The sequence below is a fragment of the Kribbella sp. NPDC054772 genome (genome assembly GCF_053611945.1).
The window spans coordinates 1-15,911 of the sequence record NZ_JBSHBJ010000012.1 but is presented as its reverse complement, the minus strand read 5'-3'; the positions used below and the strand labels follow the sequence as shown (position 1 = coordinate 15,911).

General features: G+C 69.3%; 16 protein-coding genes and 1 pseudogene. 4 read left to right on the top strand and 13 right to left on the bottom strand.

What is annotated here, in order from left to right:
- Positions 1 to 113: 113 nt before the first annotated feature.
- Entirely contained in the window at positions 114 to 3,074 is a 2,961-nt protein-coding gene (locus tag ACWGID_RS20275; protein WP_452198645.1) for a sacsin N-terminal ATP-binding-like domain-containing protein, read from the bottom strand.
- A gap of 42 nt (positions 3,075 to 3,116) precedes the next feature.
- On the opposite strand from ACWGID_RS20275, the gene ACWGID_RS20270 reads away from it, so the two are divergent.
- Both ACWGID_RS20270 and ACWGID_RS20265 read left to right on the top strand, forming a co-directional pair.
- Positions 3,117 to 3,911 carry an SGNH/GDSL hydrolase family protein gene (locus ACWGID_RS20270; RefSeq protein WP_452198643.1) on the top strand — a complete coding sequence of 265 codons (795 nt, stop codon included), beginning with the start codon at positions 3,117 to 3,119 and terminating at the stop codon, positions 3,909 to 3,911.
- Positions 3,908 to 4,486, top strand: coding sequence for a GNAT family N-acetyltransferase (locus tag ACWGID_RS20265; protein ID WP_452198641.1), 579 nt, complete (start codon positions 3,908 to 3,910; stop codon positions 4,484 to 4,486). The genes ACWGID_RS20270 and ACWGID_RS20265 overlap by 4 nt, the downstream gene beginning before the upstream one ends.
- Here the strand turns inward: ACWGID_RS20265 and ACWGID_RS20260 are convergent.
- The 3 genes from ACWGID_RS20260 to ACWGID_RS20250 all read right to left on the bottom strand — a co-directional run bounded on the left by ACWGID_RS20260 (position 4,483) and on the right by ACWGID_RS20250 (position 6,012).
- Positions 4,483 to 5,268 carry a GNAT family N-acetyltransferase gene (locus ACWGID_RS20260; protein ID WP_452198639.1) on the bottom strand — a complete coding sequence of 262 codons (786 nt, stop codon included), beginning with the start codon at positions 5,266 to 5,268 and terminating at the stop codon, positions 4,483 to 4,485. The two genes, ACWGID_RS20265 and ACWGID_RS20260, sit on opposite strands and share 4 nt — an antisense overlap.
- Positions 5,265 to 5,444, bottom strand: coding sequence for a hypothetical protein (locus ACWGID_RS20255; RefSeq protein ID WP_452198637.1), 180 nt, complete (start codon positions 5,442 to 5,444; stop codon positions 5,265 to 5,267). Before ACWGID_RS20255 ends, ACWGID_RS20260 begins: the two co-directional genes overlap by 4 nt.
- Positions 5,445 to 5,517: 73 nt before the next feature.
- Positions 5,518 to 6,012: a MarR family winged helix-turn-helix transcriptional regulator gene (locus ACWGID_RS20250; RefSeq protein WP_452198635.1), complete on the bottom strand. Its 495-nt coding sequence runs from the start codon at positions 6,010 to 6,012 to the stop codon at positions 5,518 to 5,520.
- Between the two features lie 66 nt (positions 6,013 to 6,078).
- On the opposite strand from ACWGID_RS20250, the gene ACWGID_RS20245 reads away from it, so the two are divergent.
- Positions 6,079 to 6,801, top strand: coding sequence for a hypothetical protein (locus ACWGID_RS20245; RefSeq protein ID WP_452198633.1), 723 nt, complete (start codon positions 6,079 to 6,081; stop codon positions 6,799 to 6,801).
- On the opposite strand, the gene ACWGID_RS20240 is transcribed toward ACWGID_RS20245, so the two are convergent.
- From ACWGID_RS20240 to ACWGID_RS20210, 7 genes are all read right to left on the bottom strand, one after another.
- Positions 6,791 to 7,507 (bottom strand): YqjF family protein, encoded by a 717-nt coding sequence (locus ACWGID_RS20240; protein WP_452198632.1) that lies wholly within the window; start codon positions 7,505 to 7,507, stop codon positions 6,791 to 6,793. The two genes, ACWGID_RS20245 and ACWGID_RS20240, sit on opposite strands and share 11 nt — an antisense overlap.
- A gap of 2 nt (positions 7,508 to 7,509) precedes the next feature.
- Positions 7,510 to 7,830: a hypothetical protein gene (locus ACWGID_RS20235; RefSeq protein WP_452198630.1), complete on the bottom strand. Its 321-nt coding sequence runs from the start codon at positions 7,828 to 7,830 to the stop codon at positions 7,510 to 7,512.
- Positions 7,831 to 7,887: 57 nt separating this feature from the next.
- Positions 7,888 to 9,048, bottom strand: coding sequence for a xylose isomerase (gene xylA, locus ACWGID_RS20230; RefSeq protein WP_452198628.1), 1,161 nt, complete (start codon positions 9,046 to 9,048; stop codon positions 7,888 to 7,890).
- The gene (locus tag ACWGID_RS20225) at positions 9,045 to 10,208 is read right to left on the bottom strand and encodes a Gfo/Idh/MocA family protein (protein ID WP_452198626.1); all 1,164 of its coding nucleotides are present in this window, start codon (positions 10,206 to 10,208) and stop codon (positions 9,045 to 9,047) included. The genes xylA and ACWGID_RS20225 overlap by 4 nt, the downstream gene beginning before the upstream one ends.
- Before the next feature lie 13 nt (positions 10,209 to 10,221).
- Positions 10,222 to 11,484: an ROK family protein gene (locus ACWGID_RS20220; RefSeq protein ID WP_452198624.1), complete on the bottom strand. Its 1,263-nt coding sequence runs from the start codon at positions 11,482 to 11,484 to the stop codon at positions 10,222 to 10,224.
- 88 nt (positions 11,485 to 11,572) lie between these two features.
- On the bottom strand, positions 11,573 to 12,253 hold the full coding sequence (locus tag ACWGID_RS20215; protein WP_452198622.1) for a hypothetical protein: 681 nt from the start codon (positions 12,251 to 12,253) through the stop codon (positions 11,573 to 11,575).
- 156 nt (positions 12,254 to 12,409) lie between these two features.
- Positions 12,410 to 13,207, bottom strand: coding sequence for a dienelactone hydrolase family protein (locus ACWGID_RS20210; RefSeq protein WP_452198620.1), 798 nt, complete (start codon positions 13,205 to 13,207; stop codon positions 12,410 to 12,412).
- Between the two features lie 161 nt (positions 13,208 to 13,368).
- Here ACWGID_RS20210 and ACWGID_RS20205 point away from each other — a divergent pair, with 161 nt between their 5' ends.
- Positions 13,369 to 14,100: a hypothetical protein gene (locus ACWGID_RS20205; RefSeq protein ID WP_452198618.1), complete on the top strand. Its 732-nt coding sequence runs from the start codon at positions 13,369 to 13,371 to the stop codon at positions 14,098 to 14,100.
- 1 nt (position 14,101) lies between these two features.
- Here the strand turns inward: ACWGID_RS20205 and ACWGID_RS20200 are convergent, their stop codons facing one another.
- Complete coding sequence (locus ACWGID_RS20200; protein ID WP_452198616.1) at positions 14,102 to 15,442, bottom strand: amidohydrolase; 1,341 nt, start codon at positions 15,440 to 15,442, stop codon at positions 14,102 to 14,104.
- Positions 15,436 to 15,911: pseudogene (locus ACWGID_RS20195) on the bottom strand (hypothetical protein); the annotation flags it as partial. The gene ACWGID_RS20200 and the pseudogene ACWGID_RS20195, both read right to left, overlap by 7 nt.

The window sequence follows — 15,911 nt, the reverse complement described above, 5'->3', positions numbered from 1 at the left end:
GTCGATATACCAACCTTTGACAACGTTGGCTCGCTCTCCGTGACGCCGTACGCGGAAACGCTTCCAAGTACGGTCACGAAGCGTGTATCTTCGGGCCCCGCGGCCGGTTCCGGTCAGTCGTGGACGGCGTCGAGAAGAAGTTCCACACTGCGGTCCGGTTCGTTGAGAACCGCACGGATCACATGCCGCTGGTCCCACCGGCCGGCGGCCCAGGCGAGCGCCTTGGCGAGACCGTCGAAGGTCGCGGCGTGCGGCGTCCGGTCCGCATCCACCCACCAGTCGACCTCGACGCCGTCGACGGTCAGTTCCTCGTGCTCCCACCACACCGGAGGAACCTCCGGTACCAGTTCCCGGACGATCGCCGGTACGTCGGCCTCCGCGCCGGTCCCGTCAATCTTGCCCTCAGCAACTTCTTGGGCCAGCGGAACGTCGAACAGGTCGCTCAGCCCGTCCGCGGCGGCCCCGGACCCGACCACGAACCCACCGAGGTCGGTCCGCTGGATCCACATCGGCGCGTCGACGACGACCGCCCGGTCGACATCGGTCACCCGCGTGACGCCGTCGGTCCCGAGCACGCGGACCTGCGCGGGCGCGTCGCCGGGGAACAGCGCGAGGGTGCCGAGCCGGTTCCAGAGCCGGAGGATCGCGACCTCGTCGACCTCGCGCTCCGGGTCGGACAACCGCTCGAGGACGAGACCGATGCCGTCGGCGTCCAAGTCGCCGACCTCGCGGACCAGCCCGGCCGCCGTTCGGACCTCTGGATCGAGGCCGGCCGTCCATTCGGGTGCTTCGTCGAGGAAGCTCGCGAGCACCGGCTCGGCGTCCGGATCCGCCCGTCCGGACAGCGGTTCGCCGTCGTCGAGTACGACGTGCTCCCGGATCCACCAGGCGGCGTACGACGGGACGCCGAGCGGCCGGTCGTCGGGCCCGACGACGCGGACCTGAGTGACCAGCGCGCGCCGCAGTTCGGGCGAAGAACCCAGTAATTCCAGGACTTTCGGCCAGCTGTCGTCGGTGATCCAGTCGAGGTCGCGGATGGCGAGCAGCTCGCCAACGGTCGCGCCGTACCGGGATCCGTCGGGCGCGACGTCGTACGCCCAGTCCTCGATCGCGTCGAGGTCCTGGAGGACTTCGGGGAGTTGGTCGAGGGCGACGTCGGACACGGTGATGATGCCGAGGGTCGCGAGGACGCCGACCGCCTCGAGCGCCGGTCGCCCGTAGCGGTCGAGGACGTCCGCGGCGACGGGTGCGACCTCGTCGGCGTCGAGGACGGCCTCGGCGTCGGAACCCTTGACCACCAAGGCGTTCGCGGGCACGAGGTCGCCGTTGGCGTCACGGAGTACGAGGTCGGAAAGCCACCACAGACCGTCGGCCTGGGAAGGGTCGGCGGCGACGAGACTGAGGACGGCGTGGGCGATCGCGTCCGGGTCGTCCGCGTCGGCGGAGTGCTCGACGGCGGTGCGGACGGCGCTGTCTTCGAGCAGCGATCGTGGAGTGGCGGGGATGGCGCCGAGTCGCTCCAGCGCGGGATCCACCGCGTCGGGGTGGACGACGCGTACGCCGTACTCGCCGAAGGCCGCGAGGGTGTCGACCGGGAGCTCTGGTCCGGGGAGCAGCACGCCGCGGGCGCCGCGGACCAATCTGCCGTCGGCGAGTGGGATCGGGAGGGTGCCGAGCGACTCTCTGATCAGTGGATCGGTCACCATCGTGGACAGTGACGCGTAGAGGGTGCGCCACCAGTCGGGCGACTCCTCTCCCCCGAGCTGATCCACGACCTCGGCCAGCTCAAGTCGTCGTACCCGCAGGGCATCCAGCGCGAGGCGGTCCTCGCGACGGGCTCGGATCAGACCCGGTACGAGCGGCGCGAGCACCGCGTTGAAGGCGTCGTCAGCGCCCTCTACGAGCACGGCGTCGCGCGGCCGCAAGGCGGTCCCGTCCTCGACCGCTCGCAGAAGCTGGATGTCCGGCAGTACTGCGAGAATCTCGTCGCGGAGCGCCCGGTCCAGCGCACCCGCCGCGAGACCGGTCGGGATCAGATGCAGCACGTCTTGCCCGTCGTCGGCGCGCTGGCGCAACAACTCGCCGTACGCCGTCGAGGCCTGCTGGACAAGGCGATCCGTCAACGGGCCGTTGGCGACGTGCCGTCGGGTGGAGTCGAGCGGGAAGGTTGCTAGAAGCAACGCACCGAGCGAGAGCGGCTCGTCCGTCGGGGTGGGCGCGTGCACAACGCCTGGCAGGTCTTCGGTTGCGGTGCGGGGCAGCGCCCAGACGACCGACCAGGTGGGGCGGGAGCGTTCTTCGGTCGGGCGATCCGCGAAGAGTTGTTCGCGTTCGGTGGAGTCGAACACGCCTTCGGCACGGTGGATGTGCCAGCGGGACTCGGCGTCCTCGAGGACTCGATGGGTCTCGTCGGTCTCGATCTCGATCCGGGCCAGACCGGGAAGGGCCAGCAGCAGCGCGTCGTCGGCCTCGGCGAGCAGGCGGCGTACGAGAGCGACCGCAGCCTCGTCGCGGAGCGGGAGCATGACGGCGGTTTCGTAGCCGGCGGGCGGTTCGCCATCGGCCTCGAACGGAAGGCGGAGGACGGGCACCTGACCGTCGCGGCGGCGAAGCTCGGTGTCCAGCGATCCCAGGTCGGCGATGGCCGCCGCGGTGTCGGCCTTGGAGAACCGCACGCCACCGGTGCGCGAGAGGATGACTGGCTCGTCCGTCACCGCGAGGACGGCGGAGAAGCCGACACCGAACCGGCCGACCTGGGTGTGCGGATCGTCGCGTTTCGCCGAGGCCCGCAGCGTCGCGAGGGACTGCACACCGTCGGCGTTCAACGCGGCGCCGGTGTTCGCGACGACGAGCGTGTCGCCGCGGAACTCGAACAGCACGCGTCCCGGCACGCCTGCCCGCGCCGCCGCGTCCGCCGCGTTCTGGGCTAGCTCGATCACGAGGCGGTCGACGTACCCACCGAGGGCCAGCTCCTCCTCGGCGTTCGCGTCCTCCCGGAACCGCACGGGTGCCGCCGCCCAACCAGCCAGAACCCGCTCGCGAATCCCCGTCGTACCGAACACGTCGTCAGTCACCGGGGCAGTATCTCGTACCGGATCTCCGGCTATCGTGGCCCGGTGATCGCTTCCGGCAGTCGGTATGTGGCATTGGGCAGCTCGTTCGCGGCGGGACCGGGGATCAGCCCGATCGTGCATCCACCGGCCGGGAGGTCAGGCAGCAACTACGCGCACCTGGTCGCCGCCGAACTCGGCCTCGACCTCACCGACGTCACGTACTCCGGTGCCACCACGGCGCACGTGCTCGACACCCCGCAGGACGACGCGCCGGCGCAGCTCGACGCGCTCACCCCGGACACCGCGCTCGTCACGATCACCGTCGGCGGCAACGACCTCGAGTACGTCGGAACGTTCCTGCGCGGGAGTTTCCTCAACACGCTCGCCAAGCCTGCCACGATCTTCGGGCGCCGCGTCGCGAACCGGATCCGCGCGCGGGTCAGTTACCTCAAGGACGAGGCGTCGTACCAGACCGTCGCCGACTCGCTGACGACCGTCGTCGAGCGCGCTCGCGAGCGGTCGCCGGAGGCGCGGATCGTGCTCGTCGACTACCTCAGTCTCGTCGGACCGGCTACCCGGCCGCGGCTCGACGTACCGCTGAACGAGGAGCAGTTGCCGAGCATCGCGATGATGGCCGACGGGCTGGCGGGTGCGTTCGCGAAGGCGGCCGCGGCGAGCGGCGCCGAGCTGGTGGCGGCGTCGGCGGCTTCGCTGGACCATGCGATCGGGTCGGCCGAGCCGTGGACGACCGGGTTCACGATGCTGCCGCCGAATCTCGGTGGTTTCGTTCCGTACCACCCGAACGCGGCCGGCATGCGCGCCGTCGCCGACCTGGTCCTCGAGGTGCTCCGGACGTGACCGTCCGCGAGGCAACGCCTGCCGACGTGGACGCGATCGTTGGCACGCTCTGCCGGGCGTTCGCCGACTACCCGATGACGCGCGCTTGTCTCGACCCCGACGGGTACGAGGACCGGCTGACGGCGTACCACCGCCTGTTCGTCACCGAGATCGGTCTCCCCCACGGGCGGATCTGGGTCACCGACGACGTCAGCGCGGTGTCGGTCTGGACGACGCCGACCACGTCCCGAGACGTCTTCGCGCCGCTCGCGGACACCTTCCGGGAGATCTCCGGCACCCGCGCCGCGATCACGGCGGAATACGACCAGGCAGCCGCGATCTTCCGGCCGCAGACCCCTGTGTGGTTCCTTGGGCTCGCCGCGGTCGACCCGTCGTACCAACGCCGAGGCCTCGGTCGAGCCGTCATCCAACCCGGCCTGACCGCCGCGGACGCCACCCACTCCGCGGCCTTCTGCGAAACCCAGGACCCCACCAACGTCACCTTCTACGAGTCCCTCGGCTTCACCGTCACCGCCGAACTAGAACTCCCCCACCACGGCCCCACCCACTACTCGCTGTACCGCGCAGCGCGTTAAGCCGGAGTGTGGACGTACGGCGTGGTCGTGGTTACCGCGAGGAAGCCGAGGCGCTGGAGGATCGGGGAGCTGTCGTCGGAGGCGTCGACGTGGAGGTACTTGTAGCCGAGCTCGACGGCGCGCGCCGCGCGGACCGCGACGAGAGCCTTGTAGATTCCTCGGCCGCGCCACTCCGCCAGCGTCGAGCCACCCCACAGACCGGTGAACTCGGTGCCGTTCTTGTAAACGGCCCACGCCGCGGACACCACCTGCCCGTCGACCTCCGCGACGAAGACGTCCGCGCCGCCCGCGTGCCGGCGTACCAGATCGTCGGTGAGCCAGGACCAGTCGTCGTTCCACACCGTCGACTCCATCGCGGCGATCCGCTCGAAGTCCGCGCGATCGTGCACCAGCCGGATCGTGACGCCGTCGACCGACTCGCGGCCACGCAGCCGCTCCACAATGTCGGCGCTCTCCGCGACCAGGACGGTCTCCTGCTCCTCGGGTACGAACCCCGCGGCGCGCAGCCGGTCTGGCAGGTCGGCGGGCTGGTCGTGCCCGCGCAGCTTCCACTCGACCGCCTGGCCCTTCGCCGCGAAGTAGTCGCGCTGGCGGGCGATCAGGGCGTCGACCTCGGCACTGTCGAGACCGTCGAGCGAGCGGTAGCTGACGAACCCACGGTTCGGGTACTCGACCCGCAGCACCGGGCCGTCCGTGCTGGTCGGCACGTCCGCGCTCTCGCTCGTCCCGCGCAACTGCTCGTCGTACACGGCCAGCAAGGCGGTCTTCAAGGTATCCGTCACGGGAGGACTCTGACACGACGCAGGTGCAGCGCCGTGATCAGGACCCGCCAGCTGCGGTGACCGCGGGCCGGCATGGTGGGGCGGCTGCGGCCGGCGGGGTCGCTCAGGCCGTGTTGGTTGTCTCGGTTGTCGTTGGCGAAGTGACTGAGCGAGACCATCAGGTTCAGCGGTTCCATCCGTCTGTCCTCCAGGTTCAGCGTGCTTTCACCTGGACGTCGGAGCTGGACGGTCGTTCTTGACACGTCCCGCCTAGGAATCCTGTTCAGAGGCCGTGACGAGCCGCCGGAGCAGGTTGTCGAGGAGCGTCCGCTCGGCGGTGGGCAGGTGGTGGATGAGCTCCTCCTCGACCCGCTGGATGTCGCCGATGCCGCGCTCCCACAGCTCGTTCCCGGCGGGCGTCAGGGTCGCGACCACCTTGCGGCGGTCGTCGCGGTCGTGCGTGCGTTCGACGTACCCACGCCGCTCGAGCGCATCGAGCCGGTTGGTCATCGCGGCCGCGGACATGGTCAGTCGCTGCGCCAGCTGGCCGGGTGTCGCGCGGTACGGCGTACCGCCGCGGCGGAGCATGTGCAGCGTCTTGAACTCCCACAACTGCAGCCCGTACGCCGCGAGCACCGCCTCGCGCCGGCGCTCGAGATACCGGGTCAGCACCTGGAGGCGGACCGTGATGCCCTCGACGTCCCGATCCAGGTCGGCCAGCTGCCCGGCCCAGAGGTCGACGTGTTCGTCCACGAAATCCTTCACCCGACAAACTTTTCAGCGACTGAAGGTTAGTTGTCAAATATTTCGACGTCGAAATACCGTGCGGTCATGACTCAACTCGCAGCCACCGAGGTCGCCACCGCGGCCCTCCACCTGATGCGCGCCGGCCAGTGGGCCGCCGCGACCGACCTCCTCACCGCCGCCAGGACCGACGACTCCGCCGAGCGCGCAACCCTCGCGCTCGCACTCGCGGAGGTCACCGTCGACCACGACTTCGGCCGGCAGACCAACCACGCGTCCGCCGCGCTAGCTGCAGTCCTCGACGAGTCGTGGGACCTTGCACTTCTGAGATTGCGGAAGGACTACGCAACCGCTCTCTTCCAGTCAGGTGACCGAGACCTGCGCGACCGCGCGCAGGCCCTCATCGACGAGGCTCCCGACGACGCCCGACGCGGCGCGGCGAGCTTCTGGGCCGGCACGATCGCCGACAACGTGTACGAAGATCCCACGGAGGCCGTCAAGCTCTACACGGCCGCGCTAGAGCTGGGTGACAAGTTGCTGACCGCCCAAGCGCTCCGCCATCTCGGCTACCACGCCCGCGCGGCCGGTGACCTCGCGCTCGCGCGGACCCAATGGGAGCGGTCGACCGAAATCCTGCAGGAAGCCGGACACCTCCGCCCCGCGCTCGCACAACAGACCATGCTCGCGACCCTGCTCCGCGATGAGGGCGACGTCGCCGGCTCCCGCGCTCTCGCGACCGAGGTCAACCGCTGGGCGCGTCAGTTGGACATCGCCTTCATCATCCAGGAGACGGCCGAACTCATGGCCTGAGCGGTACGCCGAACTCCGCGGGCACGCCAGCGCTGAACGCGACGTGATCCGGCGGCCGGTCAGGTGGAACGAGGCCAACCGACCGCAGCAACCCGTCAACGTCCAGCGAGGTGAGGTTCGCGCGGTGCAGGATCCACGGCGGGTGGCGATTCGGGAGGTACCACGTCCGGCCGCCGCGCTGGACATGCAGCCCCCAGCGCGCGGTCAGGAATTCCTCGAGCGGCCCAGTCGGCAACGGCTCCCCCATCTCCACGCCAACGAGAGCCTCAACGCCTGCTCCACGGAGGTTGGAGGTGTACATGTGGTGATTGCCGTGGCGTTCGTGGCACATCCGCGCCCACCGGTACGGCAGACCGAAGACACTCCGCGCCGCCGCCACCACGGCCAACCGGTTCGCGTCGAGGCTGAGGAAGACGACACCACGCCGGCCGGTCTCGTCGACGGAGTACAGCCGGATGTTCGTCTCCAAGAACGAGCCGAAGTACGGCGCGGCTGGGCCATGAGGCAATCCCGTGCCGACCATCCGGAACGGGACGACGCCGACGTACGTGCGTCCCTCGAGGATGTCCGGTCGGGTGCCAGGCGGGAAGAACCGCGCGACCTCCGACGGATCGACGGCCCAGTGCAGGAACGTCAGGTCCAGCCACTGCTGCCGCAGGATCCGCGGTCGCCGCAGCGCCGGCGCCTCCCGCCAGATCGCGTCCAAGATCAGTCGGCGGTCGGCCGAACCTCACACGTCGGCTTGCCGCCGTTGAGGTCACACACGATGTACGCCGTACCTGCGTCCGCCGCCGGCTTCCAGGGCATCACCGCATCGCCGGACAGCAACGCGTCGAGCGTCTGCAGCTCGGCGTCCCGCTGCTCGGCGTGATGCCGGTACCCCGCCGCGCCGAGCGCCAGCGCGATCGCCATTCCGAGCAGATTCACCTCGGTGGGCGCCTCCGGAACCGTGGCGCCCTCCACCGTCTCCAGCCTGATCCCGTGCCCCGGGACCTCCGCGATGCGCGCGACGTACCGCTCAGCAGTCATGTTCCCGAGCGTAGCCCCAGGGCCCCCGAACCGGCAGAACCCTGGGGCGTGTGCTCGCTACCGAACGCCCAGCAAGTGCTCCATCGCGAGCTGGTCCAGCTTCTCGAAGCCGAGACCGCGCGCGGCCAGCGCATCCGGGTCGTACGTCGCGTTGCGCACGTCGTCGAGCGACTCCCCCGCGGCCAGCGTCGGCTCGGCCAGTTCCGCGACCCGCGCGACGGCCAGCGCTTCGGCGACCTCGGGGTCGGCCCGGAACGCCTGCACCTTGTCCCGCAGGATCAGGTAGTTCCGCATGCAGGCGCGAGCGGTCTCCCAGACACCGTCCTCGTCCTCGGTCCGCGGCGGCTTGTAGTCGAAGTGGACGTGCCCGTCGTACGCCGGGTAGTTCCCGGAGCCCTGCAGTACGTCGACAGTCCAGAACGCCTCGCGCAGGTTCCCGGCCCCGAACCGCAGGTCCTGGTCGAACCGCGGACCGTGCTGCCCGTTGAGGTCGATGTGGTAGAGCTTCCCGTGCCACAACGCCTGCGCGATCCCGTGCGCGTAGTTCAGGCTCGCCATCTGCTCGTGCCCGACCTCGGGGTTGATGCCGACCAGTCCCGGGTCTGCGAGATCGTTGATGAAGGCAATCGCATGCCCGATCGACGGCAGCAGGATGTCGCCCCGCGGCTCGTTCGGCTTCGGCTCGATCGCGAACCGGATGTCGTACCCCTGCTCGCGCACGTAGGCGCAGAGGATGTCCATCGACTCCTTGTACCGGTCCAGCGCCGCCCGCACGTCCTTCGACCCGCCGGACTCCGCGCCCTCACGCCCGCCCCACAGCACGTACGTCGTCGCGCCCAGCTCGGCCGCGAGATCGACGTTCCGCAACACCTTCGCCAGCGCGTACCGGCGTACCTGACGGTCGTTCGCGGTCAGGCCGCCGTCCTTGAAGACCGGGTGCGCGAACAGGTTGGTCGTCATCATCTCGACGCCCATACCGGTGTCGGCCAGCGCCTTCGTGAACCGCTCGAGGACCTGCCCGCGGGTGCTGTCGTCGGGGACCACGTCGTCGTCGTGGAAGGTGACCGCGGCGGCGCCGAGTTCGGCGAGCTTCTCGACCGCGTGCACCGGGTCCATCGCCGGGCGGACCGCCGTACCGAACACGTCGACGCCCTGCCAGCCGACCGTCCAGAGACCGAAGGAGAACTTGTCGTCCTTCGTCGGGGTGTAGTCGTTCATTCAGCAATCTCCTGCCATTGTCGGGATGCCGAGCTGGCCTCGACCGCGGCCAGTACGCGCTGAACCTGCAGGCCGTCGGCGAACGACGGTCGCGGCTCGGTACCTTCGGCGATCGCGGTGACCAGGTCGACGGCCTGGTGGGTGAACCCGTGCTCGTAGCCGAGCAGGTGCCCCGGCGGCCACCACGCGGCGACGTACGGGTGCACGGGTTCGGTGGCGAGGATGCGGCGGAAACCTGCCGTCCTCGAGTCCTCGGTGGCGTCGTAGAAGTGCAGGAGGTTCATGTCCTCGAAATCGAACGCCAGGCTGCCGAGGCTGCCGTTGATCTCGATCCGGATGCCGTTCTTCCGCCCGGTCGCGAACCTCGTGGCCTCGAAGACGCCCAGTGCACCGCTGCGGAAGGTCGCCAGGAACACCGCGGCGTCGTCCACCGTCACCGGCCCGCGCTCGGTCCCCGCCGTCCCGGCCAGACCCGAGTGCTCGGCCGCGACCGGCCGCTCCTTCACGAACGTCTCCAGCCGGGCGCTGACCTCACCGATGGTGTCGCCGGTGATGTACTGCGTCATGTCGACGATGTGCGCGCCGATGTCACCGAGCGCGCCCGACCCCGCCTTGGTCTTGTCCAGCCGCCAGGACAACGGTGCCTCCGGGTCGGCGATCCAGTCCTGCAGGTACTGCGCCCGCACGTGCCGGATCGTCCCGAGCTTGCCGTCGGCAACGAGCTGCCGCGCCAGCGCGATCGCGGGAACACGACGGTAGGTGAAACCAACCATCGACCGGATCCCCTTGGCGCTGGCCGCTTCCGCCGCGGCCGTCATCGCCTCGGCCTCCTCGACGGTGTTGGCCAACGGCTTCTCGCACAGCACGTGCTTGCCGGCCTCCAGCGCCGCGATCGCGATCTCGGCGTGGCTGTCACCCGGCGTGCAGACGTCGACCAGCTGGACGTCGTCGCGCGTGAGCAGCTTGCGCCAGTCGGTCTCGGCCTCCTTCCAGCCGAGCTTGACCCGCGCCGCCTCGACGGCCTCGGCGTTGCGGCCGCACAGGACGTTCAGCTGCGGCTCGAGCGGCAGGTCGAAGAAGCGCGGCGCGCTCCGCCAGGCCTGCGAATGGGCCGCGCCCATGAACGCGTAGCCGATCAGGCCGATGCCCAGGTTCGTCATGACTCTCCTCTGCTCATCTCAGCTCTGGTAGATACGTCGGGTCAGCGAAAACCTGGTCGAGCGCGATCTGCGCGCCGCCGCGAACCGCTGCGGCGAAGCCGAGCTCCGAGCGGACCACTCGGCAGCCGCCGCCGTCCGGCGCGAGTACGCGCTCGCGCATCGCCTGTTCCAGCGGCGCTTGCAGCCACGGCCCGAGCACAGCGAAGTACCCGCCAAGCACGAGGACGTCCGGGTTCAGGATGTTCACCAGGGTCGCTCCCCCGATGCCCAGCCAGTTGCCGACGTCCTGCAGCGCGGCCAGCGTTCGCGCGTCGCCAGCCTCGGCCCGCCGGACAATCTCGGCCAGCCGGCGTTCCACGTCGAGCGCCGGATCCCGTGCCGGGTCGTCGCCATCCGTTGCCTTACGCAACAGTGCGGTCAGGCCGACGACGGTCTCCCAGCAGCCGGTCCGTCCGCAGCCACAGGTCTGCCCGGGCGGCGCGACCGGCATGTGCCCGACCTCGCCGCTGTACCCGTGCCCGCCACGCAGCAGATGCCCACCGGACACCACGCCACCACCGACACCGACCGCACCGGTCAGCAACACGAGATCGTGCAGCGGCTCGTGTCCGGTCCGCCGAAGTTCGGCGTACGCCGCCAGCGTGGCCAGGTTCGCCTCGTTGTCCACGTGCAGTGGGTACGTCGGAGCGCCCAGCCGGCTCCGCATCTCCTGAGCGACGGCCAGCTCGCCCCACCCCAGGTTCGGCGCGAGCTTCAGCTCACCGGTCTCGACCTGGACCAGCCCCGGGAGGGCGAGCGTGACGCCGGCCAACTGTCCACCGCGAGCCTCGACCGCCGCCACGGCTTCCTCGACCAGGCCCGTGAGGCGATCGAGCGTCGTACCGGGATCGAGGTGGGCGACGTCGACGGGGACGCGCTTCTCGAGGACGACCTCGCCCGTCAGGTCGAGCGCTACGACGGCGAGGTACTCGACGTTGATCTCGGCGCCGATGCCACAGACGCGGGCGCCGTCGAGCTCGACGAGCTGTCCGGGGCGCCCAAGCGCGCGGCTGGAGTCGGCGCTGCCTTCGCGCAGCAGGCCGCGTTCGACGAGCTCGGCGACGAGGCTGCTGACGGTCGCTTTGTTGAGCCCGGTGTCGTCGGCGATGCGAGCACGGGACCGCGGGCCGAGGTCGCGGACGTGCCTCAGGACGACGGACAGGTTGTTCCGCCGGAGCGAGACGTGATCGGCCGCAACGCCCCGGCCACCCGAGCGACGACCGTCGGTCAACGTCATCCGGCACCCTTCTCACGACTTAGTCTGTTGATCCAACAAACTAAGTTCGGGCACGCGAGACGTCAAGACCCCGTCCAGTGGAGTGGGCTTAAAAGAGCTCCATGCTGTCGGAGGTCGCGGTGATCACCGGGTTGTCGAAGTACAGGCGACAGGCGATGGCGTGGCCGGAGCAGGTCAGCAGGGACGGGCCGGCCGCGTCGACGACCCGGTACGCGACCGGGTGCTCACAGCGCTCGACCTCACCCTCGTTCTCCAGGCCGCAGCCCAGCACATGGCAGGTGACGGTGTCGCCGACGTTCATCAGCGTGAGGCCGTGCTCGGGGCAGACGCCCCAGCCGACGCCGCAGGCCTGCTCCTCGTTCGCGGCCAGCCGGACGAGCTTGCCGGCGGTGACCTCCAGCTTGCTCGCCAGGTCGCGGAAGGTCGTCGCGGCCTGGTCGAGGTCGCGACGGAACCGCCGCAGCTCGACGGACTCGGGCATGTTCTGAGTCGCCGCCTGCAGATCCTCGGCGAGCGTCATCGCCGCCACCGCGATCTCGTCGACCCGGACCGGGGTGTTGAACTGGCGCAGCGCCGGACCGTGCTGGACCCGCGGCCGGTCGCGCACTTCCGACAACCACTCCGACTGCGGCACGTCGCGCTGCTGATCGGCCCGTAACTCGGCGATCTGCTGCCCGGACTGCCACTCGGATGGTGCTTCGAGGTCAGCGGATGGTTGCGGAGTGTGACCGTTGTTCCCGTTCGGGCGGTCGGCTCCGTTCCCCGGCATTCGTTTGTCCTGCGCGGTCCGCCCGTTCATACAGCCTCACTCGTCCGGTGCCTGGGCACCCGCCATTACGCGTCCCCTGTAGTGCCCCCGGTGGAAGATCGTGCCATGTGGGCGGGCTCCCGACCAGAGGAAAAACAAAAGGGATTCCGAGAGTCGTCAGTCCGTTGCTGTCAGGTGCGTCCGGAGGAATTCGACCGCCCTGGAACGGGCATGGAAGGCCGAGTTCGGCGGGTCCTCACGCAGGTCCCGGGTCAGTACCGCATGCGCCCCGCGGGTGTACCCGTCCGGGTTTCCGGGCTCGGAATCGAGCTCGATCACCTCGAACGCGTCGCCGAGTTGTGTACGGAGAGTGCTGAACCGCTCCCCCGGCGCCATCCGGTCCTGGCTGAACCGCATTCCGAGAACACAGAGTCCATCGGCCCGGGTGCGCTCCTTGATCACCTCGAGCTCCCGCTCCGACAGACCGGGATCGCGCCGCCGCTTCCGGCTCACGGGGAACGGCGTCGAAGGCTGGCTCAGCACCGGCGCCTTCACCACGTCCTCGACCGCCGTCGCGAGTGCGAACCCACCGGTGAAGCACATCCCGATCACGCCAACCCCGCGCCCCGGCGTACGCGCCGCCAGGTCGACAGCCACGGCCCGCAGGTACTTCGTGATCGGGCGCTCGGCGTTGACGGCGAAGCAGCGGAATTCCTTCGACACGCACAGCCGGGCGAGGGTGCCGAGCACGTAGCCGTTGGTTTCCGCGCGTCCCGGCGTACCGAACGGGGACGGGATGACGACCGTGAAGCCTTCGCCGACCAGGTGCTCGCCGAAGGCGGCCACGTCCGGGGTGAGGCCGGGGATCTCGGGGATCAGCACGACGCCCGGTCCGGCGCCCTTCTCGAAGCAGTCGTAGGTCAGGCCGCCACCGGTGAACGGCGCTCTCCGCCAGGAGGACAGATCCACAGTCATGAGGAGCAGCTTGCCCTACCCACAGGAAACCTCACGGTCAGTTGTCGGAATGATCTCGGATAACCGTCTGTCAGATCTCTATTGCGTCACGGCGGGTTGACGATTGCGGAGCGTGACGATGTATGGTCCACGCGAATTCCGATCATTCCTGGGGGATCATCATGCGACCGAACCGGCGGCATGTCCTGATGGCGGGGGCCGCGGCGACCGTCGCCGTCGTCGCGACGGGCGAGGCTTCATTGGCGCGGACCGCCGCGGCTGCCGACCCGTACGGGTCCGGCGCGCTCGGGGACTGGACAGTCCTCAGTCACGCGATCGCGCCCGAGGCAACGATCACGTACGTTCGCGACAACGACGGCGTCTACATGTTCGGCGACAGCATCGCGGTGCAGGACGCCAAGGCGCTCGCGTCGCAGCTGATCGCGCGCAGCGGCAAGACCATCGCGGTCCACAACTGGTCCGGCCGGCCAACGGCTCCGGCGGTCGACGCGCTGCAGAACTGGGCCGCGCGGTACGGGCTACCGCGCCGGATCCTGATGGCGACCGGCACGAACGACATCTTCAACCCGCCCGCGTTCGGCCCGCAGGTGGACCGGGCGATGCGGATCGTCGGCTCGAAGCGAACTGTTGTCTGGGTCAACGTGCAGTGCGCGCGAACCGCCAAGTCTGCAGCCGTGCAGCTTGCAGACCAGCGGAACAGTGCGTGGATCAACTCGCAGCTGTCGGATGCCGCGAAGAAGTACTCGAACCTGAAGGTCGTGCACTGGTCGGAGTCGCTGGCGGCGTCGCCGACCCACCTCACGACGTACCTGCGGGAAGGCGTGCACACGTCGGTCCCGGCTGGGCAGAACGCGCGCAACGACCTGATCCTGCAAGCCCTGCTGGCGTCCTGACTCAGGGCTCGTAGTGCTGAACCGCTCCCCCGGCCGAGAGATCGACGAGCGTGTGGGCGAGTTCGCGCGCGTCGGCGAGAACTTGGTCGCGATCCATCGTCAGTAGTTGCCGGTCGCGTACGACGACTTGTCCCGCGACAACGACCGTGACGACATCCGAGGCGCGAACGGAGTACACCAGGGCAGCGCGCGGGTCGTGGATCGGCTGGTTGTGCGGAGCGGAGAGGTCGACGAGGGCGATGTCGGCCTGCCGGCCTGGCTCGAGGACGCCGATGTCGTTGCCAAGGCCCGCCGCGTTGGCGCTGCCGCGCGTGGCGAGCTGCAGGGTTTCGGACAGGGTCATCCACTCGGCGTCGTTCTCACGTTGCTTCTGGGTAAGGGCGACCAAGCGGATCGCTTCCCAGACGTCGAGGGTGTTGTGAACTGCGGCTCCGTCGGTCCCGATGCCGACGGGAACGCCGGCCGACCGGAGACCCTTGATCGGCGTCACCTCCCCCATCGCGAGCTTGAGGTAGACCTTCGGACACGAGGCGATCGCGACACGATCGGCGTACCGCTCGAGGATCGGGAGGTCGGACTCGCGGATCCCACACCCGTGCGCGATCAGAACGCCGGCGTCGAGCACTCCGGTCCGCTCGAGCACCTGCACCGGGGTCACGCCGTGCTTGTCGAGCGACGCCTGCGTCTGGTCATCCGTCTCGGCGGCGTGCAGGTGGATCCGCATCCCCTCGGCCCGCGCTCGTTCCGCCGTACGGCGCAAGTCTTCGTCGCCCACCGTGTACGTGGCGTGTGGACCGAGGCTCGCTGTGATGCGGGGATGGAGTTGGTTGAGTTCGCGGGTGGTCTCGACCGCTGCGTCGATCGCGTCCCGGCCGGCTGCGGAGAAGAACGTCGGGGCAATGTCGGCCCGGATCCCGGACTCGATCGCCGCGGCGGCGATCTGGTCGGCGTGGAAGTAGTGGTCGACGAACGTGGTCACACCGGCCAGCAACATCTCCGCACACGCCAACCGCGCACCGACCCGCACCCGCTGCGGCGTCAGGTTCACCTCCATGGGCCAGATCCGCTGGTTGAACCAGTCCTCGATCGACAGATCCTCCGCGGCCCCGCGCATCATCACCATCGGGCTGTGCGTATGCGCGTTGATCAACCCTGGCACCGCAACCAGTCCGGTCGCGTCGATCACTTCGGCATCGTCTGACTCGCCGGTGGTCGGACTGGTGGGAGCGGTCGGGGTGATCGCCGTGATCTGGTCGCCCTCTACGTGGATGTCCTGCGCCTCCTCGACCCGGCACTCCCCCACCTCGGGGACAACCAGCACGGCGACGTTGCGAATCAGCATGCATCCTCCCGACAACCAGGTAGATCCAGCTCAGTCTTGTCGATCCCGGGGTCCACGCGGTGCGTGCCGGTGGGGTCGACGTGGAAGGTGAAGTTGTGGGGTGTGGTCCATTCGAGGGTTTGGTGGTCGAGGCGGCGGAGGTTCCAGCCGTGGGCGTGGGTTTTGACGCGGTGGGCGTAGCGGCTGAGTGGGGCGAGGTTGGTGGTGTTGGTTTGGTGGGGTGGGCCGAGGGGGTTGTAGGGCTGGATGTGGTCGAGGTCGATGGTGGTGCGGGTTTCGCGGGTGCCGTAGGGGAAGAGTTCGACGGGGTGGAGGAGTTTGATGTGGTTGCGGATTCTGGTGGGGATTTCGTAGGCGTCGGCGCTGACTGTCTGGTTGAGGTCGATGACGGGTTTGATGGTGTAGGGGGCGTGGCCGACGAGTTCGGTGAGTTGTTCGGCGAGCAGCGGCCCGATGGTTTCGGCGCGCA